Genomic DNA, 25,237 nt, shown 5'->3' with positions numbered 1-25,237 from the left:
ATGAACGCTGAATTGATTGTCGACGCGCGCAATGCCGTGGGTGAATGCCCGGTGTGGGTGCCTGGGGAAAACGCCCTGTACTGGGTGGACATCCCCAAGGGTGGCCTGCAACGCTGGAGCGCCGCCACCGGCCACGTGGCCGCCTGGACAGCCCCGCAGATGCTTGCCTGCATCGCCCGCACCGATGCGGGCAACTGGGTCGCCGGCATGGAAACCGGCTTCTTCCAGCTCACCCCGCACAACGACGGCAGCCTCGACACCACGCTACTGGCGGCTGTCGAGCACCCACGCCAGGACATGCGCCTGAACGACGGCCGCTGCGACCGCCAGGGCCGATTCTGGGCCGGCAGCATGGTGCTGAACATGGGGTTGAATGCAGCCGAGGGCACCCTGTATCGCTACACATCAGGTGCGGCGCCCCATGCGCAACTGGACGGTTTTATCACCTTGAATGGCCTGGCTTTCAGCCCCGATGGCCGCACAATGTATGCCTCGGACTCACACCCGCTGGTGCAGCAGATCTGGGCGTTCGATTACGACATCGACACCGGCACGCCCTCCAATCGCCGCGTGTTCGTGGATATGCACAAGCACCTCGGCCGCCCCGACGGCGCCGCCGTGGATGCCGACGGCTGCTACTGGATCTGCGCCAACGACGCCGGGCTGATCCACCGTTTCAGCCCCGACGGTCGCCTCGATCGTTCCCTCACCGTACCGGTGAAAAAACCCACCATGTGCGCGTTTGGCGGCAGTCGCCTGGACACCTTGTTCGTCACCTCGATCCGCGATGACCAGAGTGAACAGTCACTGTCCGGCGGCGTGTTCGCCCTCAACCCCGGCGTTGTCGGATTGCCGGAGCCCACGTTCACCCTCTAGCTGCATCGCTGTGCCTTGAATACAACAATAACAAGACAGGAGAGACCTCCCATGGACTTCAAACGCACCTTGCTCGCCGCCGCATGCTTCGCCCTCAGCAGCGCCGCCCATGCGCTGGAAATCAAATTTGCCGACATCCACCCCGCCGGCTACCCCACCGTCGTTGCTGAAGAGAACATGGGCAAGGCCCTGACCCAGGCAAGCAACGGCGAACTGACCTTCAAGTATTTCCCAGGCGGTGTCCTCGGGTCCGAGAAAGAAGTGGTCGAACAGGCGCAAGTCGGTGCTATCCAGATGACCCGCGTCAGCCTGGGCATCGTCGGCCCGGTGGTGCCGGACGTGAACGTGTTCAACCTGCCGTTCGTGTTCCGTGACCAGGCGCACATGCGCAAGGTCATCGACGGCGAGATCGGCGACGAAATCCTTGCCAAGATCACCGACTCCGAATTCGGCCTGGTCGCCCTGGCCTGGATGGACGGCGGCACGCGCAACCTCTACACCAAGAAACCCGTGCGCAAGATCGAAGACCTCAAGGGCATGAAAATCCGCGTACAAGGCAACCCCTTGTTCATCGAAGCGTTCAATGAAATGGGGGCCAATGGCATCGCCATGGACACCGGCGAGATCTTCAGCGCCCTGCAGACCGGCGTGATCGACGGCGCGGAAAACAACCCGCCGACCCTGCTTGAGCACAACCATTTCCAGAACGCCAAGTACTACACCCTCACCGAGCACCTGATCTTGCCCGAGCCCATCGTGATGTCAAAAATCACCTGGAACAAACTCACCCCCGCGCAACAGGATATGGTGAAAAAAGCCGCCAAGGCCGCCCAGGCTGACGAGCGTGTGTTGTGGGACGCCAAGTCCGCCAGCAGTGAAACCAAGCTCAAGGCCGCCGGTGTGGAGTTCATCACCGTCGACAAAAAACCCTTCTATGACGCCACCGCACCGGTTCGCGCCAAGTACGGGGCGGCGTACGCCGACATCATCCAGCGTATCGACGCCGTTCAGTAACGCCCTCCTTCTCTAGCAAGGCCCGGCGCGGTCGGCATCGACGCGCCCGGTTACGGTGAACGCCATGAAGAATTTACTGCTGCGCATCAACGACCGCATCTACATGACCTGTATCTGGGTCGCCGGCCTCTCGGTATTGGGAGTCGCGCTGATCATCCCCTGGGGCATCTTCGCCCGCTACGTCCTCGGCACCGGCTCCAGCTGGCCGGAGCCCACCGCCATCCTGCTGATGCTGGTGTTCACCTTTATCGGCGCCGCCGCCAGTTACCGCGCCGGCGCGCATATGTCGGTGGCCATGGTCACCGACCGCCTGCCGCCCCGCCAACGCCAGATCATCGGCGTCGTTTCGCAATTGCTGATGGGCACCATCTGCCTGTTCATGACTATCTGGGGCACCAAACTGTGCCTGTCCACCTGGAACCAGTTCATGAGTGCGATTCCTACCCTGCGCGTGGGCATCACCTACATGCCGATCCCGATTGGCGGGCTGCTGACCTTGATTTTCGTGGTGGAGAAACTCTTGCTCGGTGATCAGAGCAACCGTCGGGTCGTGCGCTTCGACCTGGTTGAAGAAAGCGAAGGGGCTGCCTGATATGGACGCATTGATTCTGTTGGGCAGCTTTATCGCCTTGATCCTGATCGGCATGCCCGTGGCCTACGCCCTGGGGTTGTCAGCGCTGATCGGTGCGTGGTGGATCGATATCCCGTTCCAGGCCCTGATGATCCAGGTAGCTGGCGGCGTGAACAAGTTTTCGCTGATGGCGATTCCGTTCTTTGTGCTGGCTGGCGCGATCATGGCCGAAGGAGGCATGTCACGGCGGCTGGTCGCGTTTGCCGGCGTGCTGGTGGGCTTTGTGCGCGGTGGCCTGTCGCTGGTGAACATCATGGCCTCGACGTTTTTCGGCGCGATTTCCGGCTCGTCGGTGGCGGACACCGCCTCGGTCGGCTCAGTGCTCATCCCGGAAATGGAGCGCCGTGGCTACCCGCGTGAATTCGCCACCGCGGTGACCGTCAGCGGTTCGGTGCAGGCGCTGTTGACCCCGCCCAGCCATAACTCGGTGCTCTACTCCCTGGCGGCGGGCGGCACGGTGTCCATCGCCTCGCTGTTCATGGCTGGCGTGGTGCCTGGGTTGTTGATGAGCGCGTGCCTGATGGTGCTGTGCCTGATCTTCGCGAAAAAGCGCAACTACCCCAAGGGTGAAGTCATCCCGCTCAAGCAGGCGCTGAAAATCTGCGCCGATGCGCTCTGGGGCCTGATGGCCATGGTGATCATCCTCGGCGGTATCCTTTCGGGTATTTTCACCGCCACCGAGTCCGCCGCGATTGCGGTGCTGTGGGCGTTTTTCGTGACCATGTTCATCTACCGCGACTACAAATGGAGCGAGCTGCCCAAGCTGATGCACCGCACGGTGCGCACCATTTCCATTGTGATGATCCTGATCGCCTTCGCCGCCAGCTTCGGCTACATCATGACCCTGATGCAGATCCCGGCGAAGATCACCACGCTGTTCCTGACCCTGTCGGACAACCGCTACGTGATCCTGATGTGCATCAACGCCATGCTGCTGTTGCTCGGCACGGTGATGGACATGGCGCCGTTGATCCTGATCCTCACGCCGATCCTGCTGCCGGTGGTGCTGGGTATCGGCGTCGATCCGGTGCACTTTGGCATGATCATGCTGGTCAACCTCGGTATCGGCTTGATCACCCCGCCGGTGGGCGCGGTGCTGTTCGTGGGCGCGGCGGTGGGCAAGGTCAGTATCGAGAAGACCGTGAAAGCGCTGCTGCCGTTTTATGGCGTGCTGTTCCTGGTGCTGATGGCAGTGACCTACATTCCGGCGCTGTCGTTGTGGCTGCCAAGCGTGGTGCTCTGATGCTGATTGAACTGCAGGACAACCTGACCCACCTCACCCTCGCGCCAGCCACGGGAGGCAGCCTTGTCAATTGGACGGTGCGCGCCTCCGGGCAGCCGTTGCTGCGCCATAACGATCAGCAGGCGATCGATACCGGTTTGCCGGGCAAGCTGGGGTGCTATCCATTGGTGCCCTGGTCCAACCGCATTGCCCACGGCGGTTTCGACAACCCCGGCGGTTGGCTCGCGCTCACGCCCAACAGCCTGACCGACCCGCTGCCGATTCATGGTTCGGCCTGGCAGCAGGCGTGGCAGGTGGTCAGCCACACAGCGGATGAAGTGGTGCTGGAAGTGCGCTGTGACACGCCGTTTGCCTATCGCGCCGAGCAGCGGATTCGCTTGAACGACGGGGCGTTGAGTATCGAGCTGCGGGTGACACACCTGGCCGAAACAGCGGCGTGGCATGGCGTGGGCTTGCATCCATACTTTCCGCGCCGGCCAGGTACCCGGTTGCAGGCCAGGGCCGCGCAGGTGTGGATGAGTGACGCGTCCAAGCTGCCGACCGGGTTGACGCTGGTGCCGGGCGAATGGGATTTCCAGGTATTGAATACCCTGCCCGAAGGCCTGGTGGACAACGGCTTTTGCCAGTGGGATGGGTACTGCCGGATCGAACAGCCGGACCTGGGCTATGCGCTGGAATGCCAGGCCAGCGGGGCCGACTACTTCCTGCTGTACTGCCCGCCGGGGCTGGGGTTCTTTTGCGTCGAGCCGGTGAGTCATCCAGTGAACGCTCATCACCTGGCGGGACGACCGGGCCTGAAACTGCTGGAACACAATCAGTCGGTCCAACTCAATTTCAACCTGAAATACACCCCCCTGTAGGAGCGAGCTTGCTCGCGAAAAACCTCAGGGCAACGCGGGCATCAGGCGCCCCGCGTTATCGTTGACGATCTTCGCGAGCAAGCTCGCTCCTGCAGGGATCAGCGCCATGCTCAAGGTGGTGAGTTTTTGAGGCGGCCGGCGGTATCGATACTCACGACAACCGACAACCCTGGCCGCAACCGCTCGCTCTCGGCCTGGTCCGGGTCCACCGTAATCCTTACCGGCACGCGCTGGGCAATCTTCACAAAGTTGCCCGTCGCGTTGTCCGCCTGCAACAGGCTGAATTCCGACCCCGTGGCCGGGGAAATATGCTGCACCGTGCCATGGAATTTGCGATGGTTCAGTGCATCCACCGTGAAGGTCACCGGCTGGCCGACCTGCACGTTGTCCATCTGGGTTTCCTTCATATTGGCGATCACCCACAACTGCGGCGGCACCAGCGCCATCAACTGTGCGCCGGAGTTGACGTAGGCCCCCAGACGCACACCAATCTGCCCGAGCTGACCATCGCGCGGCGCGGTGATGCGGGTGTTGGACAGGTCGATACGCGCCAACTCCACCGCCGCCTCGGCACTCGCCACCGCCGCTTCCAGGGAGCCGCGATTGACGATCACCGTTTGCAGGTCCTGCCGGGCGATTTCCAGGCTGGCCTGGGCTTGCGCCACGGCGGCGATGGTCTGCGCGTTGGCCGCGCGGGTTACGTCCAGCTCACGCTTGGACACCGAACCGTCGCTGATCAGTTCTTCATTGCGGCGCAAATCGGCGGTGCTCTTGCGCGCCTGGGCCTGGCTGTCCGCCAAGGCTGCCTGGCGCAGCTTGATGGTGGCTTCGGCACTGTTGCGTTGCTGCACCACATTGGCCAGCGCGGCCTTCTGCACCGCCAGTTGCGCCAGCGCCTGGTCGAGGCGCTGCTTGTAGATGCGGTCATCCAGGCGCACCAGCAGGTCGCCGGCCTTGACGTACTGGAAGTCCTGCACCGGCACCTCGAACACATAGCCGCTGAGCTGTGGGCCGATGATGGTCACCTGGCCACGCACCAGGGCGTTCTCGGTGGTTTCCACCGCGCTGCTGAACGGCGGCAATTGCCAGGCATACAGCACGATCAGCACCCCGACGATGGCAATCGCGACAAAGCCCAGGGACGAGAGGATGCGCACGCGCAGTGAGCGCGGCTCGGTGACCGTGGCGCCGGGCGGCGTGGTGCCTTCCGGGGTGGCGGCGATGGCGTTGGTGGTCGTGGTGGTCGATTCGGTCATGAAGGTGCGCCGCTGGGTTGAACGGGAGTGGCTGCTTTAGTGGTGCTCATCAGCCACAGACTGCGGATAAAGATCCAGATCATGGTCAGGATCGCGATAATCGCGATCAGCATGAACACATCGTTGTAGGCCATGACATTGGCCTCACGGGTCGCCGCGGTGGCCAGGCTGCGGATGCCCATGAGATTACGCAGTTCCGGGTCGGCGACAATGCCGCCGTAGGCCGAGCCGCCGCTCTGCACCCGTGCGGCCACACGTGGGTCGAGCAGGGTCATGTGCTCGACGATCATGCTGGAGTGATACTTCTCGCGCACGATCTGGAAGGTGCCCAGCAACGCCGCGCCAATCAAGCCGCCGAGGTTCTGGCAGATACCGAACATCACCGAAAAACTCACCAGGTTGCGCGGGTTGGTCAGCACGTTCTTGGTGCCCAATACCATGGTCGGGCCAAGGAAGAACGTTCCGCCGAAGCCTAGCAGGAACTGACTGATGTACAGGTTCTGCGGGCGCGTGAGGTTGCTGGAGAAACTGTCCATCACCGAGCCGGTGGCCATCAGCGCCAGGGAAATTACCAGCGGCATCAACAGGTGCGCCGGGTTGATGGTCAAGGCACTGACCACCAACCCGGCAATCGCCCCGGCGAGCATCACCACGTAAAGGGTGTGCATCTGCTGGTAGCTCATGTTCAACATCTGCATGAACCCCACCGCGCCAGTGGACTGCTCGGACAGCACCATGCGAATCAGGATCACCGCCAGCGCCAGGCGGATCATCACACCGCTGCCCAGCCAACGGGTCATCAACATCGGATTGGCGCGGTTATGTTCGATGGCCAGGCCCGCCATGATCAGCACCAGGGAACAGGCTGAGGCAATGCCGATCCAAGGGGCTTCAAGCCACCAGTCTATGCGCCCCAGGGACAGCACCGCGCACAGCAGGGCCACGCCGCTGGCGAGGATGGCGAAGGTGAGGAAATCGAGTTTTTCAAACGTCTTGAAGCGGTCGCCGGGTGGAAGTTTAAGCAGGAACACGCAACCCAGGCAGATGAGTGCCATGCCCAGCTCGAACAGGTACAGACCACGCCACTCGGCGATTTGCAGCAAGTCTTCGGAGAACAGGCGCGCCAAGGGTAAAGCAAGTTGCGCGGTGCCCAACCCCAGTACCAGCGACTTCAACCGCCACTTGGCCGGGAACGCCTGGATCATGTAGTACAAGCCCAACGAGCTCAGCGCGGCGCCGACCATGCCGTGGGCCGCCCGTACGGCGATGGCCGAGTTGAGGTCGTTGACGAACAAGTGGCCGAAGGTCACCAGCGCGTAGAGCACCAGGAACACCTCGGTAAACGCACGCAGGCCGAATTGCTGGCGAAACTTCACCAGCAGCAGGTTCATGCACACGTTAGTCATCACATAGGCGGCGGGCAGCCAGGCCATTTCCGCAGTGGTCGCCCCGAGGGCGCCTTGCAGGTATTGCAGGTTGGCGATGACCAGCGCGTTGCCCAGGCCACCGGTGATCGCCACCAGCACGCCCACCAGCGCATACAGCCAGCGCTTGTGGGTGGGGTGCCACGGCGTCGACGGCGAACCGGGCAGGCTCGGGCGCTCGTGGGGTTCCCAGGTGTGGGGGGTGTATTTATCCATTCGATGACCTAGATGACCCGACGGGTGACGTCGGTAAAACCATTACTCAGAGTAGTAAACCTGAGCGGGGTTCATCTTGCCATCTTGGGCGCATCGGTTAACGCCCATCTTGCCACTCATGCGCTGTTTTCTTTACTCGATGGCAGCAATGCGATTATCTCAGCGCGGCACGTTTGCAGGATCTCATCCGCGAGTTCCGAGTCATCCGGACACGCCCGCGACAGCATGACCGCACCGACTGCGTGGGCCAGCAGGTTGATCATTTTCGTGCGGACCTCTTGGCGGGTGACATCCACACCCGCCGTGTACTTGTCCTCAAGGGCTGCCAGCGTATTTTCAACGCCACTGGCAAAGGTCGCCTTCAGATCATCCGACTGACGGGCGGCGTCACCACACAGGGCTGCCAGGGTGCACCCCTCTCCCCTGCCGTCTCTGTGATCCCTGGACACGTACAGGTTTACAAATCCCGGCACGTCGAGATCGCACGTACTCGACAGGGACTTTGCCAGGCTGTTTTCGGCCGCTTCGGCCATCAAGTCGGCTTTGGAGCCGAAGTGTTTATAGAAGCCCCCCTGGGTAAAACCTGCAGTCGCCATGAGTTCTGCCACACCCACACCATCATAGCCACGCTCACGAAACAGCTCTGACGCCGTCTCCACAATATGCGCTCGGTTGGCGAGTGATTGCGTTTTGGTGATCTTCATTTCGCACCCCTGGAACTCCTGAACAATGGTCTGACTATACTATGATGTCGGTCATAATCAAAACTGTTGACAGCTTTGATTATGACCAACATCATAAAACCACCAGCGCATGTCTCTGCGACGGTACGGCGCGGATCGCCGTCTCTGACCATCCTGAACACTCAAGAGCATCTACTTATGAGCACCCCAGAAACCGTACTGATTACCGGCGCCTCAACAGGCATTGGCGCGACCTACGCCGAGCGTTTTGCCCAGCGTGGGCATAACCTGGTGCTGGTTGCCCGCGACAAAGGCCGGCTAGACGCATTGGCCTCGCGGCTGCGTGAGAAACACGCGGTTTCCATTGACGTGATCCAGGCCGACCTGACTCAAACCAGCGATCTGACCAGCGTCGAAGCACGCCTGCGTGATGACGCCAGTATCGGCATCCTGGTGAACAATGCGGGCGCCGCCCTCTCCGGTAGCTTCATCGAGCAATCCATCGACAGCGTTACCAACCTGGTCGCGCTCAATACCACCGCCTTGGTGCGACTTGCCAGCGCCATCGCGCCACGCCTGGCACACGCCGGTAGCGGCGCGATTATCAACATCGGCTCGGTGGTGGGGCTGGCACCGGAATTCGGCATGAGCGTCTACGGTGCAACCAAAGCGTTTGTGCTGTTTCTATCCCAGGGGCTGAGCCTTGAGCTCTCACCCAAAGGCGTCTACGTGCAAGCTGTCCTGCCAGCCGCCACCCGCACGGAAATCTGGGATCGCGCGGGCATCGACATCAATACCCTGAGCGAAATCATGAGCGTGGACGAGCTGGTCGATGCTGCGCTGGTCGGTTTTGATCGTCGCGAGCCAGTGACCATTCCGCCATTGCAAGACGCCGCCCGCTGGGATGCTCTGCAGGCCGCCCGCCAAGGTTTGCTGTCAGAGATCCGCCAATCGGCCGTCGCCGAGCGCTATCAAGCCAAGGTGTGATAGTCACGCGAACCATAAGAACTGTTGGGGTGCGAAGCGCCCCCAATGCAGGACGAATGCGGTGTACCCGATATTGCGCAGTGGCTGGTTTTGGGGCTTCCAGTTTGCTGTGCGACAGCGCTAAGTCGGAGATTCAGCCGCCTGCCACATTGGATCTCCTGTGCACCCAGAAACGCATTCCCAATCAGATCCAACCGAGCCAACTCCAGTAAGTCGCCGCAAACACCAACATCAACCCATACCCGATCAACGTCACCAAAATCCCCACCTTGGCGAACTGCCGTGCCGTAAACGTCCCGGTCCCCAGGCACACCATGTTCTGCGGCGCATTGATCGGCAGGATAAACCCGTAGCTCATCACAAACCCCAACAGCATGGTCATGCCCAACCGGTTGAACTCCCCCGGCAAGGTCTGCAGCACGGCAATCAGGATCGGCAACAGCGCCGAAGTCAGCGCCGTGGCGCTGGCAAAGCCCAGGTGGATCACAATCAGAAACGCCCCCAGGATCGCAAACACCCCCAGCGGCCCGACCTGATCAAGGCCGGTGTGCGCCACCACCTGGGAGCCCAGCCATTGCCCGGCCTGAGTGGTCAGCAGCGCCGTACCAAGGCTGATCCCAACGCCGAACACAATCACGGTGCCCCATGGAATGCGCGATTGCACGTCCTTCCAGGTCATCACTCCAACCCCCGGCAGCAGCAGGAACACCAGCCCGGCGTAGGTGGTCGAGGTGGTGTCGAAAGGGTGCAGGCGCCCTTCCGTCGCCCACGCCAACAGCAATAGCACCGACAATGTCAGCAAACGTTTCTGCGGCCCGGTCATCGGACCGATGTCTACCAGGGATTGGGCCACGGCCTCCTTGCCGCCCGGGATGCTGTCGGTTTCCGGCGGTAACAGCTTGATTACCAGGAACAGCAACACCGCCGACATGATCACCGCCCACGGCGCGCCGGCGATCAGCCAGTCGATCCACGACACGCGCTGGCCGAGCATCTTGTCCATAAAGCCCACGGTCAGCAGGTTTTGCGCGGCGGCGGTCTGGATACCGACGTTCCAGATACTGGTGCCCTGGGCCACCACGATCATCAGGCCGGCGGCGATATTGGAGCGTTTGTCCACGCCGAACGCTGCGACCACGCCCATCATGATCGGCACCACACAAGCGCTGCGCGCGGTGGCGCTGGGGACGACGAGGCTGAGCAGGATCGTCACCGCAATCGCCCCCAGCAGAATGCCGCGGGTGCTGGTGCCGACGCGGGTCAGGGTCACCAGAGCGATGCGCCGGTCCAGGCCGGTGTGGGTCATTGCCGCCGCGATGAACAACGCGCCTGCCACCAGCGCCAGCGCCGGATTTGAAAAGCCGGTGAGTGCCATGCTGATGGCCGGGCTGGAGCCGATCAGGTGCGTGGGGTCTTGCAGCGACGGCGCCGTGCCGAGCAAAAACGCCATGAGCGAGGTGATCATGATCGCGCTGGCTTCATAAGACACCGCCTCGGTGATCCACACCACCACGGCAAACGCGAGGATCGCCAGCATGCGCTGCCCGGCTACCGGCAGGTCGGCGGGCAGCGGCAACAGCAGCACGCCGACCATCACCAGTACGCCGATCACCAGGCCCAGGGGCAACTTGAAGGATGCTGCGGTTGTTGCGGGGGCGTTCATGGCGGGCTCCGTCGGGCTCTGAATCAGGCCCGCAGCATGGGGCAAAGCGCCGCAACGGGTGTTGACGGGTATCAAGACCCTAGGTCAATAACTGGCTCAATACCGCCCGCAACTTGCCGGGCTTGAGCGGTTTGTTCAACAACGGCGCGTCCAGGCGGCGCAGCACGCGACGGCACTGGTCGGTGCGGTCGGCGGTGATGATCACGGCGGGGATGTTCTGCGCGAAATGCTCGCGCAGGTGCTTGACCACCGCACAGCCCACCACGCCGTGGTCGAGGTGGTAGTCGGCGAGGATCAACTCCGGCGCCCTGCCCTGCAGTGCCAGCAACGCCCCGGCCTGGTCGGTGGCGGTGATCACCTCACAGCCCCACTGCGCCAGCAGGGCGCGCATGCTGTCGAGGATGCTCACCTCGTTATCGATCACCAGCAGGCGCCGCCCCGGCAGCGGGTTGCCCGTGGTCGGTAGCACCGGCAGTTGGCTGATCGCCAGGGGCATCTCTTCGCTGATGGGCACCTCGATACTGAACATCGAGCCACGCCCCGGCCACGAACGGACCGCCACCGGGTAGCCGAGGATCTCGGCGATGCGCTCGACAATCGCCAGGCCCAGCCCCACGCCTTTGCGGTCCGAAGCACGGCCGACATCGAGCTGGTTGAATTCAAGGAAGATCGCGTCGAGCCGGTCGGCCGCGATGCCGCGCCCGGTGTCCCACACCTCCAGGCGCAGGCAATCGCCACGGCGGCGTGCGCCGAGCAGGATGCAGCCCTCGTCGGTGTAGCGGCAGGCGTTGCTGAGGAAGTTGCGCAGGATTCGCGTCACCAGGCGCAAGTCGGTGCGAATCGCATAATGGCCGGTGCGCGCGCGCAGGTTGAGGCCGGCCGCCAGCGCCACCGACTGGAACTCCGAGACCAGCGGCGCAAACAGCTCATCCAGGCGATACAGCGCCACGTCGGGCTTGACCGCCGCCTGATCGAGCCGCGAAATATCCAACAGGTCGGTGAGCAAATCCTCGGCGCCTTCCAGGGCCTGGTGCGTACGTTCCACCAGCACCTGCTCGACGCTGGGCAAGTTGCGTTCGCGCAGGGTCGAGATCAGCAACCGCGCCGCGTTAAGCGGTTGCAGCAGGTCGTGGCTGGCGGCGGCGAGGTATTTATCCTTGCTGCGGTTGGCAGCCTCGGCGGCGTCGCGCGCATCGCGCAACTCCTGCTCGACCTGCTCGCGCTGGGCAATCTGCTGTTGCAGGTTACGGTTGGCTTCCAGCAGTTCATCGGTGCGCACCGCCACGCGCTGCTCCAGCTCATCGTTGAGACGGATATAGCGGTTGCGCTCGGCCTCCAGTTCGTCGAGACGCGCGGTGAGTTCCGGGTAGTGGCTCTTGCGCGCCGAGTGATTGCCCAGGCCCAGCAGCCCGGCCAGGGCCTGTTGCTGATCTTCAGAGCGCTTCGCCATACACGACCTCGACGTCACGCTGGCTGGACTCGCGCGGGTTAGTGAGGATGCACGGGTCGTGCATCGCATGCCGGGACAGGAACGGAATATCCGCCACGCGCACCCCATGCAAACCGAGGGTTTCGTGAAAGCCGATGGCGTGTTTCAGTGCAATCAGATGCTCCACCAGCCGCGCGCAAACCTGCCGATGGCTGAGGCCCCGGCAATCGATGCCAAAGGTCTCGGCGATCACCTTGAAGCGCTCCGGCGCCGAGTTGTAGTTGAACGCCACCACATGCTCCACCAGCACTGCGTTGCATAGCCCGTGGGGCAGGTCGAGAAACCCGCCGAGGCTGTGAGACATGGCATGCACCGCGCCGAGGATTGCATTGGAGAACGCCAGGCCGGCCTGCATGCTGCCGAGCATGATCTTCTCGCGCAGGGCAATGTCACCGGGGTTGGCGATCATCTGCACCAGGTTGCCGTTGATCAGGCGCATGGCTTCCAGCGCATGGGGATCGGTCAGCGGGCCGTGGCCGGTAGACACGAACGCCTCGATGGCATGCACCAGCGCGTCGATGCCGGTACAGGCGGACAGGAACGGGTCCATGCTCGCCGTAGTTTCCGGGTCGATCAGCGACACATCCGGCACCACCGCCTTACTGACGATGGAGAACTTCATGCGTTCCTGCTGATTGGAAATGATCACGAACTGCGAGACATCCGCCGACGTGCCGGCGGTGGTGGGGATCAGGATCAACGGTGGGCTCGGCACACGAATGGTGTCCACGCCTTCGAACTCGAGGATGCAGCGCCCATGGGCGACCACAATGCCGATGGCCTTGCCGCAGTCCATGGGGCTGCCGCCGCCAATGGCCACGATCACGTCGCAGTGGTTTTCGCGGTACACCTCGGCGCCGAGCATCACTTCTTCAACGCGCGGGTTGGGCGACACGGCGCTGTACAGGCAATAGTCGATGCCGATGGCTTGCAGGCTGGCTTCCACATCGGCGACCCAACCGGCGGCGATCACCCCGGGGTCGCTGACCACCAACACCTTGCGCGCGCCAAAGGTCTTGGCATAGTTACCGACGTTATGCCGACAGCCGGCACCAAAGATGATTTCAGGCGAGACGAATTTACGTAGGAGGCTCAGATTGGGGCTCATTGGAAAGCCTGTTGTTATTATTTTGGTAGATGCGCTTCACACTAACCCATTCCGGGGCGAATGCAATCAGACCAAAGGGTCATTCCCAATACCGCACCGGCCAGCACAAGGCTGGCCGGAGATGGATCAGCGGCTGGCGAAGTACATGGTCACTTCGAAGCCGATACGCAGGTCGGTGAAGGCGGGTTTGGTCCACATAGGGAGAGTCCTCTTGTTGTGCCGGAAGATTCCGGTATGGGCATTAATGCATGGGGGGATTGGGGGGCGAATGCTACTTTCGAAGTAAATGCCACACTGCATTAGTCGCGAATGTACAGGGAGCAAAATGTGGGAGGGAGCAAGTCGAATCGTCGCACCGCCCCTCCCACAGGAGACCGCATTGCAGTCAGAGGGTTAGAAGAAACCCAGCGGATTGATGTCGTAGCTCACCAGCAAATTCTTGGTCTGCTGGTAGTGATCGAGCATCATCTTGTGGTTCTCACGCCCCACGCCCGACTTCTTGTAGCCGCCAAACGCCGCATGCGCCGGGTACAGGTGATAACAGTTGGTCCACACGCGCCCGGCCTTGATCGCCCGGCCCATGCGGTAGGCACGGTTGATGTCGCGGGTCCACAGCCCGGCGCCGAGGCCGAACTCGCTGTCATTGGCAATCGCCAGGGCTTCGGCTTCGTCCTTGAAGGTGGTGATGCCCACCACCGGGCCGAAGATTTCTTCCTGGAACACGCGCATCTTGTTGTGGCCCTTGAGCAAGGTCGGCTGGATGTAGTAACCGCTGGACAGGTCGCCCTCCAGGCGCTCGGCTGCGCCGCCGGTGAGCAGCTCGGCGCCCTCTTCCTGGGCGATCTTGAGGTAGGAGAGGATCTTGTCGTATTGCTGCTCGGACGCCTGGGCGCCAACCATGGTTTCGGTGTCCAGCGGGTTGCCGCGCTTGATCTTGACGATCTTCTTCATCACCACTTTCATGAAGTCGTCGTAGATCGACTCCTGCACCAGCGCCCGCGACGGGCAGGTGCACACTTCACCCTGGTTGAAGAACGCCAGCACCAGGCCTTCGGCGGCTTTTTCGATGAACTGCGGCTCGGCCTGCATGATGTCTTCGAAGAAGATGTTCGGCGACTTGCCGCCCAGTTCCACGGTAGAAGGAATGAGGTTCTCGGCGGCGGCATGCATGATGTGCGCACCGATGGGGGTCGAGCCGGTGAACGCGATCTTGGCGATGCGCTTGCTGGTGGCCAGTGCCTCCCCGGCTTCGCGGCCAAAGCCCTGGACGATGTTCAGCACGCCCGGTGGCAGCAGGTCATTGATCAACTCGGCAAACACCATGATCGACAGCGGCGTCTGCTCGGCCGGCTTGAGCACGATGCAGTTACCGGCGGCCAGGGCCGGGGCGAGTTTCCAGGCGGCCATCAGCAGCGGGAAGTTCCACGGAATGATCTGCCCGACCACGCCCAATGGCTCATGGAAGTGATAGGCCGCGGTGTGTTCGTTGATCTCTGCGGCGCCGCCTTCCTGGGCGCGGATGCAGCCAGCGAAGTAGCGGAAGTGGTCAGCGGCCAGAGGCACGTCGGCGTTGAGGGTTTCGCGCACGGCCTTGCCGTTGTCCCAACTTTCGGTCACGGCCAGCACTTCGAGGTGCTGCTCGATACGGTCGGCGATTTTCAGCAGCACCAGGGAGCGATCCTGAGGCGAGGTTTTGCCCCAGGCGTCGGCGGCGGCATGGGCAGCGTCGAGGGCCTTGTCGATATCGGCGGCGTTGGAGCGCGGGAATTCGGCGATCACTTCACCGGTCACCGGCGAAGTGTTGGTGAAGTATTCACCGCTGAGCGGGGCGACGAACTCACCGCCGATGTAATTACCGTAGCGCTGCTTGAAGCTGACGATGGCGCCAGGGGTGCCAGGTTGTGCGTAGATCATGTTAAAGCCTCTGTCTGGGTCCGGGCCTGTCGGTCAACAGGCGATGACCCGATAGTAAAGAGCCCCCGTTCCCGGGCGAATGCGCCGTTGGCAGGGGGGCGCTTGTCATTTGGTCGTAGATTCAGTGTTTGGCGACCAGCTCTTTGGGCAGCTTGAAGGTCCAGAGCATGCCGCCCTGGTTGAAGTCCTTGATGCGCTTGGCCACTTCACCGCCCCACAACGGCACTGCACCGCCCCAGCCCGAGAGCACCGAGACGTACTGTTCGCCGTCCATTTCCCAGGTCACAGGCGAGCCGAGCACGCCGGAGCCGGTCTGGAATTCCCAGACTTTCTCGCCGGTCTTGGCATTGAACGCCTGCAGGAAGCCTTCCGGCGTGCCGGTGAACACCAGGTTGCCCTTGGTGGTCAGCACCCCGCCCCACAGCGGCGCGAAGTTCTTGTGGCGCCAGACTTCCTTGCCGGTCTTCGGGTCAATGGCGCGCAGCACGCCGATATAGTCTTCGTTCAATGGTTTGATAGTGAAGCCCGCACCGAGGAACGCCGCGCCCTTCTTGTAGGCGATGCCTTCGTTCCACATGTCCATGCCCCACTCGTTGGATGGCACGTAGAACAACCCGGTGTCGCGGTTATAGGCCATCGGCATCCAGTTTTTCGCGCCCAGGAACGCCGGTGCGACGAACACCGAGGTGCCCTTGGCTTCGCTGCCCGGAGCGCCAGGGCGGCTGGCGTCGTTGTAGATCGGCCGACCGTCCTTGTCCAGGCCGGTGGCCCAGGTGATCTTGTCGACAAACGGGAAACCACGGATGAACTTGCCGTTGGTGCGATCAAGCACGTAGAAGAAGCCGTTACGGTCGGCTGTGGCGGCAGCTTTTATCTCTTTGCCACCTTCCGTGTAGTTGAAGGAGACCAGCTCGTTCACGCCGTCATAGTCCCAGCCGTCATGGGGCGTGGTCTGGAAGTGCCACTTGATGGTGCCGTCGTCCGGGTTCAGCGCCAGGCGCGAGGACGAGTAGAGGTTGTCGCCAGGGCGCAGGTGCGAGTTCCACGGCGCCGGGTTGCCGGTACCGAACAGCAGCAGGTTGGTTTCCGGGTCGTAGTAGCCGCCCAGCCACGGTGCGGCGCCGCCGGTTTTCCACAGATCTCCGGGCCAGGTCTTGCCCGCCTCGCCACCGGAGATACCGTTCTCCACCGCCTTGCCGTCTTTATAGACGTAGCCCATATGGCCTTCGACCGTCGGGCGACTCCAAAGCAGTTCACCGTTTTTCGGGTCATAGGCTTCGATCTTGCCCACCACGCCGAACTCGCCACCGGCCACACCGGTAATCAGCTTGCCGTTGATCACCAGGGGCGCGGCGCTGATGGAGTAGCCTTCTTTGTGGTCGGCGACTTTCTTGCTCCACACCACTTTACCGGTGTCTTTGTTCAGCGCCACCAGCTTGGCGTCGAGGGTGCCGAAGAACACCAGGTCGCCGTACAGCGCCACGCCACGGTTGATCACGTCACAGCACGGGCGAATGTCATCGGGCAGACGCGCATCGTACTGCCAGAGCTTCTTGCCGGTGCGCGCATCCACCGCGAACACCCGCGAGTAGGAACCGGTGAGGTACATCACCCCATCCTTGATCATCGGCTGCGCCTGTTGCCCACGCTGCTTCTCGCCGCCAAAGGAAAACGCCCAGACCGGTCGCAGTTCCTTCACGTTATCGACGTTCAGGGTGTCGAGGGGGCTGTAGCGCTGGCCCTGCACGCCCAGGCCGTTGGTGACGATCTGCCCGGGGTTTTTCGGGTCCTGGAGAATTTCCTCATCGGTCACCGAGGCCATGGCCTGGCCTGACAACAGGATGGCACCGAGCAACACACTCAAGGCGAAGGGTTGGCGGCGTGCGGGTTGGGTCATGACGGCTACCTCTGCGGTTTTTTGTTATACCCGGGAAATTTTCCCGGTCTGGAGCAGATTCTTGGGCGCAGGGGCAGTTGTCACAATTGACCGCAGTATCGAGTTTGCTAGTTCCTTAGTAGCGGGTCAGCGCGCCGAATCCACGCGTTGCATCCGTTCGCGCTCGTAACGCGGGTACAGGTGGCTGACGCTGCGGATCAGTTCATAGCGGCTCAGGCTGATCGTGGCGAAGCGTTCAGGGATGGGGCTGCGGATCATCTCGGCCATGTCGCTGCCGTGGGCCGCGCCGTCACGCAGCAGTTGATCGAGCCAGGTCAGGTAGTCGCGCATCTGCGTGAAGGGCTGCGCGTCGCTGGCCACCGGGCCATGGCCGGGCACGATCAGGCTCCAGGGCAAGGCTTGCAGGGTGCCGAGGTCGGTCAGCCACACCGCCAGCCCCGGGCTGTTGGGGGTGGTGAGCGCGCGCTGGTAAAATACCAGGTCGCCGGCGAACAGCACGCCGGTACTCTGGTCGAAGATCGCCAGGTCGGCGCCGGTGTGGCCGGTGAGCGCGAGCAAGCGCAAGTCGTGGCGGCCGACGCTCAGCACACCGGGTTCCAGCACCTGGGTCGGCAATACCACCTCGGTACCGCGCATCCAGTCGCCGACCATGCGGTAGAGATTTTCCGCCATGCCGTCGCCCTGCTCGTGCAGCAGCCGCGTGGTCTCGGCCAGGGCGCCGATGGGCACGTCCTTGAAGGCCTGGTTGCCCAGCGCATGGTCGGGGTGATGGTGGGTAATCAGCACCTGGGTCACCGGCTTGGGGGTGACGCGGGCGATGGCCTCGCGCATGGCTTCGCCATAGCGCCGCGACGGTCCGGTGTCGATCACCACCACGCCAGCCTCGGTGACAATGAAGGCGGTGTTGACGATATTGCCGCCATTGGCCTTGGCAAAATTGTCGGTGCTGCCTTCAAGCAGCCAGGTGTCATCGGCGATCAATCGGGGCTTGAGGGCGTAGTCGAGGTCCGCCAGGGCGGGCAGGCTCAGGCCCAGGCATAACAATAGAATCCAGCGCATGCCGCGCTCCTTCTGGTCAGGGGATGGCCGCGTCGAACTCATTGCCGCTGTTGTCGCGCAGCACCAGCCGAGTAGGCCCCGGCGCGTCGATGTCGAAGGCCAGGTTGGGGTTTTCGCTGACCGCCGGGAATAGCTCAAGATCAGCCAACACCTGGCCGTCCCGGCCAAGCAGTTGTGCATGGTTGATAAAAAACTCGGGGATGCCGCTGACCATGCCATTGTCCATCGGGTGCGCCACCTGCACACGTACGCGGCTGAACTCGCCCCGCGGGTAACGGCCGCCGAGCACTTCGCCGATGTGCTCTTCCCAGCCCGGCTGGGTGCGTACCACGCTGGGCGCGGTGCAGCCGCCACCGGCCGCGTCGATCAGGGTCGAGCCCACATGCCACAGCCCGTCATCGGTGAGCACCGCCGCCCGCAACGGCGTGGCCTGCTCGATACGAATCCGCAGCGACAGCCACGGCAGCACGCCGGTCTTGGGTTGGAAGTCGACGATTTTCGGCAATGGGTTGAGCTCGGCCCAGGCGAGGATTTTCACCACATGGCCGTTGAAGGCGCGGGCGTCGATTTCCAGCGGCACCTGGCGCGCATCTTCGGCGAACGGCGGCGCGAGCAGCTTGACTCGGTCGTCGAACACGAACGGCGCCTCGGCCAGGAACTGCTTGTGATAAAACGCCCACATCACCGACGGCACCGGGTCGACCTCCACGGCGTGAGCCGCCAGCGGCAGCCAGCACGCCAAGATGCAGCTCAGTCGCCAGTTCATCGCCTGCTCCTATTGATACATCTCGGGGACTTCATACTGCAGGCCGTAACGGGCATAGATGGCTTGCACCGCGCCGTCGCGGATCAAGCCTTCCAGCGCCTCTTCCACCGCGTAGGCCAACTGGCGATTGCTCTCGTGCACCGCCATGCCGATCTCCCAGCGCTGCTTGCCCATGTTCGGGTAGGCGTTTTCAGCGAGGGCCAGTTGCGGGTCGTGGGCTTCATGCACCTGCCAATCGACTTCGCCGCGCATCGCCATCACCGCATCGACCTCACCGGCTTTCATCGCCGCAAAGGCCTGGGGGACGTCGGGATAGTGATGGGTCTTGGCGGCGAGCATGCCATTGAACACCGAGGTGAGGTAGAACGACGGCACGCTGTCGACTTCGACGCCAATCGGGTGCTGCTCGAACACCGCCACGCTGGCAACCCTGTCCAGGCGCCGACGGTCGTAAGCCACCTGCCATTGTTCGTTCTGATACGGCCCGAACATCACCACATGGCCGTTTTCCAGTTCGCCCTGGTCGTTGCGCTTCTGTGCGTAATCGCGATCGTAGGGCGCGCGCATCATCAGGTCGGCCAGTTGCTGGTTGTGCAACTGGCTGCCACGCCAGATGTAGTCGCGCAGGTCGTCGTCGAGCTTCTCGCCGGCCGGCGCCCAGATCAACGTGAGCCGTACCCCCAGCGCCGTGGCCAGGGCCTGGGCCAGCTCCACGTCGACCCCGCGCGCGGTGGCGCCGTCTTCGAAACTGTAGGGGGCAAAGTCCTTGTACACCGCCACGTTGATGTCGCCGGCGGCGATCATCTGGTCATAGCTGCGCACCTGCGCCTGTGCCGGCTGGCAACACAGCAGGGCCAGGCCAAGCACATAAGCGAACAGGCGCATGGCTTACTCCTCGACGTGCACGGTATCCAGGTAGGTGCGCACGGCCCACAAGGCTTCCTGGCTCAGGTAGTCGGCCATTTTCGGCATGTACACGCGGCCGTCACGCACCGCGCCATGGCGCACGCGCTCGACGAACCACTCATCACCGGCTTCGCCCACATCGAGCATGCGCAGGTCGGGGGCGATGCCGCCGGACTTGGCTTCCAGGCCGTGGCAGGCGGCGCAGTTCTGGTTGTAGGCGGACGAACCAATCTCCACGGCGCGATCGTGTTCAGGCGAGGTGCGGTACGGATTGACCGCCGCCCAGCCGTCTTCGTTGACCGGCACGCCGGCGTCCTTGATCGAGGTCAGGCCCTGGGTTTCCACCGCTTGCGGGACCACGTCACCATGGGCCCAGGCGGAGCCCGCGGCGATCACACCGACCAACAGCCCGGCGACGAGCAAGGCATTGTGTTTTGTTGTCATTATTTTTGCCCTCAGGATTGCACGCAAAACCTCATTGCAGAGGCTATGGCAACCATCTTAGAAACCCCGGGACATGGGCCGTATGCTGCTTTGGTGGCCGCCCTCTCCTCCCTTGGTAGTAGGGCTTGTGGGGCACGCCTAAAACAGCGGCGCCCCGGGAAGTCTTCCCGGCCACAGCGGGACTTTTTCCGTATCCGCCCGGCGCCCCGGCGCTCCACCCTGTGCAGGCCAAAACCTCCACTGGGAACTGCAACCATGACAATAAGATCGCTACCCGCCCGCTCACCTTTAAGCCTTGCCGTGCAAGCCTTTGTGCTGGTGGGCAGCCTGTCCCTCAGTGCTGTAACGTTCGCGGCCGCCGAACCCGCCAAGCCGACGCGCACTGTCACCTGGGAAGACATCGCCAACGACCACCTGACCACCCAGGACGTGCTGCAATACGGCATGGGCACCAACGCCCAGCGCTGGAGCCCGCTGGCCCAGGTCAACGACAAGAACGTGTTCAAGCTCACCCCGGCCTGGTCCTACTCGTTCGGCGACGAGAAGCAACGCGGCCAGGAGTCCCAGGCCATCGTCAGCGACGGCGTGGTCTACGTCACCGGCTCCTACTCCCGCGTGTTCGCCCTCGACGCCAAGACTGGCAAGCGCCTGTGGACCTACAACCACCGCCTGCCCGACAACATTCGCCCGTGCTGTGACGTGGTCAACCGGGGTGCGGCGATCTTCGGCGACAAGATCTACTTCGGCACCCTCGACGCGCGCCTGATCGCCCTCGACAAGAACACCGGCAAAGTGGTGTGGAACAAGAAGTTCGGCGACCACGCCGCCGGCTACACCCTGACCGGCGCTCCGGTGCTGATCAAAGACAAGGTCAGCGGCAAGGTGCTGCTGATCCACGGCAGCTCCGGCGATGAATTCGGCGTGGTCGGCCAGCTGTTTGCCCGCGACCCGGACACTGGCGAAGAAGTATGGATGCGCCCGTTCGTGGAGGGCCATATGGGCCGTCTGAACGGCAAGGACAGCACGCCGACCGGCGACGTCAAGGCCCCTTCGTGGCCGGATGACCCGACCACCGAAACCGGCAAGGTCGAGGCCTGGAGCCACGGCGGCGGCGCCCCTTGGCAGAGCGCAAGCTTCGATGCCGAGACCAATACGATCATCGTCGGCGCCGGCAACCCCGGCCCGTGGAACACCTGGGCGCGCACCGCCAAGGACGGCAACCCCCACGACTTCGACAGCCTCTACACCTCGGGCCAGGTCGGCGTCGACCCCAGCACCGGCGAAGTGAAGTGGTTCTACCAGCACACCCCGAACGACGCCTGGGACTTCTCCGGCAACAACGAGCTGGTGCTGTTCGACTACAAGGACAAGGACGGCAAAGTGGTCAAGGCCACCGGCCACGCCGACCGCAATGGTTTTTTCTATGTGGTGGACCGCAATAACGGCAAGCTGCAGAACGCCTTCCCCTTCGTCGACAACATCACCTGGGCCAGCCATATCGACCTGAAGACCGGGCGTCCGGTGGAGAACGAAGGCCAGCGTCCGGCCAAGCCATTGCCGGGTGAAACCAAAGGCAAACCGGTGGAAGTCTCGCCGCCGTTCCTGGGTGGCAAGAACTGGAACCCCATGGCCTACAGCCAGGACACCGGGCTGTTCTACATCCCCGGCAACCAGTGGAAAGAGGAATACTGGACCGAAGAGGTCAACTACAAGAAGGGCTCGGCGTACCTGGGCATGGGCTTTCGCATCAAGCGCATGTATGACGACCACGTCGGCACCCTGCGTGCGATGAACCCAACTACCGGGAAGGTGGTGTGGGAGCACAAGGAAGCCTTGCCGCTGTGGGCCGGCGTGCTGGCCACCAAGGGCAACCTGGTGTTTACCGGCACCGGCGACGGCTTCTTCAAGGCTTTCGACGCCAAAACCGGCAAGGAGCTGTGGAAGTTCCAGACCGGCAGCGGCATCGTCTCGCCGCCGATCACCTGGGAGCAGGATGGCGAGCAATATGTCGGCGTAACCGTCGGCTATGGCGGCGCGGTGCCGTTGTGGGGCGGCGACATGGCCGAGCTGACCAAGCCGGTGGCACAGGGCGGGTCGTTCTGGGTGTTCAAGATCCCGAGCTGGGATAACAAGACCGCCCAGAAGTAACCCTTGCGAGATGACCGGACCGCCTTTTGTGATGAGCGGGCTTGCCCCGCTCACCACAGGATCCCTAGAGGTTGCACGATGAACTACCTGCCCTTGTTACTCCTGCTCTCCCTGCCCCTGGCGCACGCCGACGATGGCGACGACGCCCCGCTGATCATCAACGGCTGCACCCTCGCCGAACACAGCCAATGCCCCGGCGCCAACCTCAAGGGCGCCGATTTGCGCAACCAGGACTTGAGCAAGATGAACCTGGCCGGCGCCGACCTGCGCGAGGCGGATCTGCGGCATGCCAACCTCGACCTGGCTAACCTGGAAAAAGCCCAGCTGCAAGGCGCCAACCTGACCCGCGCCAGCCTGCAACAGGCCAACCTGCGCCTGGCCAACTTCAGCGGCGCCACGCTGATGGCGATCCAGGGCTGGGGCCTGTTTGCCCAGGGGGCGCAGTTCGAAAACGCCAACCTCAGTGCGGCCTACCTGCAGTTTGCGCGGCTGTCCGGGGCAAAAATGCACAAGGCCAACCTGCGTGCGGCCGACCTGGAGATGACCTGGCTGAGCAAGGCCGACCTGCAAGGTGCCGACCTCAGCGACGCCAACCTGCAGGAAGCCAAGTTCGGCGAGAGCAACCTGGAACAGGCCACCCTCACCGGCAGTCGCCAGCACTATGCGAACTTCCAGGATGCCAATATGGAGGGTTGCCAGGATTGCCCAACGACCTGGGATCGCTGAAACGACGCTAATGAAATGTGGGTTTTGTGCACGCCCAGTTATCCAAACACCCGCACCACCCCCATGTCGATCCCCAGGTGCACCAGCTCGGCATGGGAACTCACCTGCAATTTGCTCTTGAGCAAGGTCAGGTGATTGGACACGGTCTTGCTGCTGATATTCAGCTGGTCGGCAATCGCTCGGGTGGGCGTGCCCCTGGCCAGCATCAGGAAAATCTCCAGTTCACGCGGGGTCATGCCCTGCAAGCGTTGATCGCTGGGGGTATAGGCCAGTTCGGTGGCCAGGGCCTGCTCGATGTAGGCATGGCCGTCGAGGATGCGCCGCACCGCTTCGATCAACACCTCGGGTGCCGAGGTTTTGGTCAGGTAGCCTGAGGCCCCGGCGTCCAGGGCCTGGCGCACCAGGGGCAGCTCGTCGTGCATGCTGAAAAACAGCACACGCAGGTGCGGCAGGCGCTGGCGCAGGCGACGGGTGGTTTCCAGGCCGCTGATGCCCGGCAAGCCGAAGTCCATGATCACCAGGTGCGGCAGCGCTTCCTGGACCCGGCTCAACGCTTCTTCACCACTGGCCGCCTCGCGCACTTCAACGGCCGGCAGCAGCGCGCGCAGCAGGCTGGCATAACCCTGGCGCACCACAGCGTGGTCATCCACCAACAGAATATTCATGAAGCCTCCAACGGCACGTTCAACGCCAACGCCCAGCCGGCGCCGGGCTGGCTGATGATCTTCAATTCGCCGCCCAGGCAGCGGGCGCGTTCGGCCATCGAATACAGGCCCACGCCGGGCCGCTGGGGCGTGTCTGCACCGCGACCGTTATCACGCACCCACAGGCGCAGGCGCGAACCGCGATGTTGCAGACGCACGTGCACCTGGCTGGCGTCGGCATGCCGCAGGATGTTGGTCAGGGCTTCCTGGAGCAGACGGTACAGATGGGTCTTGCTGGCGCCGGGCAACAGCGGCAGGTCCGTACTGACTTGCAGGTGGCAGGGAATGCCGTGGCTGGCCTGCCACTGCGTGACCAGCATCGAAAACGCCTCGGCCATCGGCAGGTGTTGCAGGGCCACCGGATAGAGATCGTGGACCAGCGCCCTGAAGCCTTGCTGCAAGTGCTCGCAGTGATCCTCCAATTGCGCCACGGTGGACGCCAGCAGATGCGGCTGGTCGGTGACCACGCGCAACAGGCAGGCCTGGGCGCGAATGCCGGCCAGGTATTGACCGAGGTCATCGTGCAGGGTCTGGGCCAGGTGGGTGCGCTCCTGTTCCTGCACCGCCAGCAGGGTCTGGGTGAGCCGGGTGTTATCGGTACGCGCCTGCTCCAGGGCGTCGGTCATGCGGTTGAAGTGCAGCGCCAACTGCCGTGCTTCCGGCGCGCCTTTACTGCGCAGGCGCACGTTGAGCTGGCCGGCGCACACCTGTTGCAGCGCGCGCAGTAATTCATCCAACACGCCCATGCCACGGCGCACCGCCCAGCGGATGGTCAACAGGCTCAACACCAGGGCCAGGGCGCACAGGCCCAGCAGTTGTTGCAGGGAATCCCAGACCTCATCGATCTCATCCCGAGGGTCGACGGCGATGGACACGCGCCGACCGTCCGACAAGTCCAGCACCTGGGCACTGCGTCGTGCCTCGGCAAACAGCAGGCGCCCGAGCCAGGCGTCCAGCCCGTCCGGGGCCGGCGCTTGCGCGGTGTCGCCGCTCGCCAGCCAGCGCACACGTACATGGCGCAAACTCGCGGTGAGGTGGGGTTGCAGGCTGGCCGGGTCGCGCTCGGCGGTTTCGCTCAGGTAGTGCACCACCGCTTCGGCCGATTGCAGCTCGTGCTCCACATCGGCCAGGGCCTGGTGCAGCAACAGCGCGGTGCAGGCGCAGGTCACCAGGGCGAAGAAGCCGCACACCCACAGGTTGATGCGCCACAGGGCCGACAGGCC

Annotated in this window: 23 protein-coding genes; 8 read left to right on the top strand and 15 right to left on the bottom strand. The window is 63.1% G+C overall.

Annotated features, from left to right (window positions below; translation table 11 throughout):
* The 5 genes from AC4PS7_RS16605 (at position 1) to AC4PS7_RS16585 (ending at position 4,624) form a co-directional block, all read left to right on the top strand.
* Positions 1 to 876 (top strand): SMP-30/gluconolactonase/LRE family protein, encoded by an 876-nt coding sequence (locus AC4PS7_RS16605; protein WP_010209380.1) that lies wholly within the window; start codon positions 1 to 3, stop codon positions 874 to 876.
* Positions 877 to 927: 51 nt separating this feature from the next.
* Positions 928 to 1,890 carry a TRAP transporter substrate-binding protein gene (locus AC4PS7_RS16600; RefSeq protein WP_010209378.1) on the top strand — a complete coding sequence of 321 codons (963 nt, stop codon included), beginning with the start codon at positions 928 to 930 and terminating at the stop codon, positions 1,888 to 1,890.
* A gap of 64 nt (positions 1,891 to 1,954) precedes the next feature.
* Positions 1,955 to 2,482 (top strand): TRAP transporter small permease, encoded by a 528-nt coding sequence (locus AC4PS7_RS16595; RefSeq protein ID WP_010209377.1) that lies wholly within the window; start codon positions 1,955 to 1,957, stop codon positions 2,480 to 2,482.
* 1 nt (position 2,483) lies between these two features.
* Positions 2,484 to 3,764, top strand: a complete 1,281-nt coding sequence (locus AC4PS7_RS16590; RefSeq protein WP_021492835.1) for a TRAP transporter large permease — start codon at positions 2,484 to 2,486, stop codon at positions 3,762 to 3,764.
* Complete coding sequence (locus AC4PS7_RS16585; protein ID WP_205517837.1) at positions 3,764 to 4,624, top strand: aldose 1-epimerase; 861 nt, start codon at positions 3,764 to 3,766, stop codon at positions 4,622 to 4,624. The genes AC4PS7_RS16590 and AC4PS7_RS16585 overlap by 1 nt, the downstream gene beginning before the upstream one ends.
* Before the next feature lie 110 nt (positions 4,625 to 4,734).
* Here AC4PS7_RS16585 and AC4PS7_RS16580 read toward each other — a convergent pair whose 3' ends face one another.
* The 3 genes from AC4PS7_RS16580 to AC4PS7_RS16570 all read right to left on the bottom strand — a co-directional run bounded on the left by AC4PS7_RS16580 (position 4,735) and on the right by AC4PS7_RS16570 (position 8,224).
* Complete coding sequence (locus AC4PS7_RS16580) at positions 4,735 to 5,880, bottom strand: HlyD family secretion protein (protein WP_492179624.1); 1,146 nt, start codon at positions 5,878 to 5,880, stop codon at positions 4,735 to 4,737.
* The gene (locus tag AC4PS7_RS16575) at positions 5,877 to 7,520 is read right to left on the bottom strand and encodes an MFS transporter (RefSeq protein WP_492179623.1); all 1,644 of its coding nucleotides are present in this window, start codon (positions 7,518 to 7,520) and stop codon (positions 5,877 to 5,879) included. Before AC4PS7_RS16575 ends, AC4PS7_RS16580 begins: the two co-directional genes overlap by 4 nt.
* Positions 7,521 to 7,636: 116 nt before the next feature.
* Positions 7,637 to 8,224: a TetR/AcrR family transcriptional regulator gene (locus AC4PS7_RS16570; protein ID WP_137205531.1), complete on the bottom strand. Its 588-nt coding sequence runs from the start codon at positions 8,222 to 8,224 to the stop codon at positions 7,637 to 7,639.
* A 177-nt stretch (positions 8,225 to 8,401) separates the two neighbouring features.
* On the opposite strand from AC4PS7_RS16570, the gene AC4PS7_RS16565 reads away from it, so the two are divergent.
* Positions 8,402 to 9,190, top strand: a complete 789-nt coding sequence (locus AC4PS7_RS16565; RefSeq protein ID WP_010209368.1) for an SDR family NAD(P)-dependent oxidoreductase — start codon at positions 8,402 to 8,404, stop codon at positions 9,188 to 9,190.
* Between the two features lie 184 nt (positions 9,191 to 9,374).
* On the opposite strand, the gene AC4PS7_RS16560 is transcribed toward AC4PS7_RS16565, so the two are convergent.
* From AC4PS7_RS16560 to pedF, 10 genes are all read right to left on the bottom strand, one after another.
* Entirely contained in the window at positions 9,375 to 10,853 is a 1,479-nt protein-coding gene (locus tag AC4PS7_RS16560; protein ID WP_492179622.1) for a DASS family sodium-coupled anion symporter, read from the bottom strand.
* 79 nt (positions 10,854 to 10,932) lie between these two features.
* On the bottom strand, positions 10,933 to 12,303 hold the full coding sequence (locus AC4PS7_RS16555) for an ATP-binding response regulator (protein WP_021492841.1): 1,371 nt from the start codon (positions 12,301 to 12,303) through the stop codon (positions 10,933 to 10,935).
* On the bottom strand, positions 12,287 to 13,450 hold the full coding sequence (gene ercA / locus AC4PS7_RS16550) for an alcohol dehydrogenase-like regulatory protein ErcA (RefSeq protein WP_010209365.1): 1,164 nt from the start codon (positions 13,448 to 13,450) through the stop codon (positions 12,287 to 12,289). Before ercA ends, AC4PS7_RS16555 begins: the two co-directional genes overlap by 17 nt.
* A gap of 126 nt (positions 13,451 to 13,576) precedes the next feature.
* Entirely contained in the window at positions 13,577 to 13,648 is a 72-nt protein-coding gene (pqqA, locus tag AC4PS7_RS16545; protein WP_010209364.1) for a pyrroloquinoline quinone precursor peptide PqqA, read from the bottom strand.
* Between the two features lie 195 nt (positions 13,649 to 13,843).
* The gene (gene exaC / locus AC4PS7_RS16540) at positions 13,844 to 15,364 is read right to left on the bottom strand and encodes an acetaldehyde dehydrogenase ExaC (protein WP_010209363.1); all 1,521 of its coding nucleotides are present in this window, start codon (positions 15,362 to 15,364) and stop codon (positions 13,844 to 13,846) included.
* A gap of 121 nt (positions 15,365 to 15,485) precedes the next feature.
* The gene (locus AC4PS7_RS16535; protein ID WP_010209362.1) at positions 15,486 to 17,261 is read right to left on the bottom strand and encodes a PQQ-dependent methanol/ethanol family dehydrogenase; all 1,776 of its coding nucleotides are present in this window, start codon (positions 17,259 to 17,261) and stop codon (positions 15,486 to 15,488) included.
* Positions 17,262 to 17,387: 126 nt separating this feature from the next.
* The gene (locus AC4PS7_RS16530; RefSeq protein WP_154973247.1) at positions 17,388 to 18,320 is read right to left on the bottom strand and encodes a quinoprotein relay system zinc metallohydrolase 1; all 933 of its coding nucleotides are present in this window, start codon (positions 18,318 to 18,320) and stop codon (positions 17,388 to 17,390) included.
* A gap of 16 nt (positions 18,321 to 18,336) precedes the next feature.
* Complete coding sequence (locus AC4PS7_RS16525; protein WP_044287402.1) at positions 18,337 to 19,086, bottom strand: quinoprotein dehydrogenase-associated SoxYZ-like carrier; 750 nt, start codon at positions 19,084 to 19,086, stop codon at positions 18,337 to 18,339.
* A 9-nt stretch (positions 19,087 to 19,095) separates the two neighbouring features.
* Complete coding sequence (locus AC4PS7_RS16520) at positions 19,096 to 19,971, bottom strand: substrate-binding periplasmic protein (RefSeq protein ID WP_010209356.1); 876 nt, start codon at positions 19,969 to 19,971, stop codon at positions 19,096 to 19,098.
* 3 nt (positions 19,972 to 19,974) lie between these two features.
* The gene (gene pedF, locus AC4PS7_RS16515; RefSeq protein ID WP_042572089.1) at positions 19,975 to 20,436 is read right to left on the bottom strand and encodes a cytochrome c-550 PedF; all 462 of its coding nucleotides are present in this window, start codon (positions 20,434 to 20,436) and stop codon (positions 19,975 to 19,977) included.
* Positions 20,437 to 20,691: 255 nt separating this feature from the next.
* Here pedF and exaA point away from each other — a divergent pair, with 255 nt between their 5' ends.
* Together exaA and AC4PS7_RS16505 are read left to right on the top strand one after the other, a co-directional pair.
* Positions 20,692 to 22,584: a quinoprotein ethanol dehydrogenase gene (gene exaA, locus AC4PS7_RS16510; protein ID WP_021492845.1), complete on the top strand. Its 1,893-nt coding sequence runs from the start codon at positions 20,692 to 20,694 to the stop codon at positions 22,582 to 22,584.
* Between the two features lie 78 nt (positions 22,585 to 22,662).
* Positions 22,663 to 23,310 carry a pentapeptide repeat-containing protein gene (locus tag AC4PS7_RS16505; RefSeq protein ID WP_021492846.1) on the top strand — a complete coding sequence of 216 codons (648 nt, stop codon included), beginning with the start codon at positions 22,663 to 22,665 and terminating at the stop codon, positions 23,308 to 23,310.
* Between the two features lie 38 nt (positions 23,311 to 23,348).
* On the opposite strand, the gene AC4PS7_RS16500 is transcribed toward AC4PS7_RS16505, so the two are convergent.
* Both AC4PS7_RS16500 and AC4PS7_RS16495 read right to left on the bottom strand, forming a co-directional pair.
* Positions 23,349 to 23,975 carry a response regulator transcription factor gene (locus AC4PS7_RS16500; protein ID WP_106119344.1) on the bottom strand — a complete coding sequence of 209 codons (627 nt, stop codon included), beginning with the start codon at positions 23,973 to 23,975 and terminating at the stop codon, positions 23,349 to 23,351.
* A complete protein-coding gene (locus tag AC4PS7_RS16495) occupies positions 23,972 to 25,234 on the bottom strand; it encodes a HAMP domain-containing sensor histidine kinase (RefSeq protein WP_029529101.1) in 1,263 nt (420 codons plus the stop codon). Before AC4PS7_RS16495 ends, AC4PS7_RS16500 begins: the two co-directional genes overlap by 4 nt.
* Between the last annotated feature and the right edge of the window lie 3 nt (positions 25,235 to 25,237).

Source organism: Pseudomonas sp. DW-iso3 (genome assembly GCF_058725305.1).
Note: the sequence above shows the minus strand (reverse complement) of the source record. Positions and strands in the feature narration are given on the sequence as shown.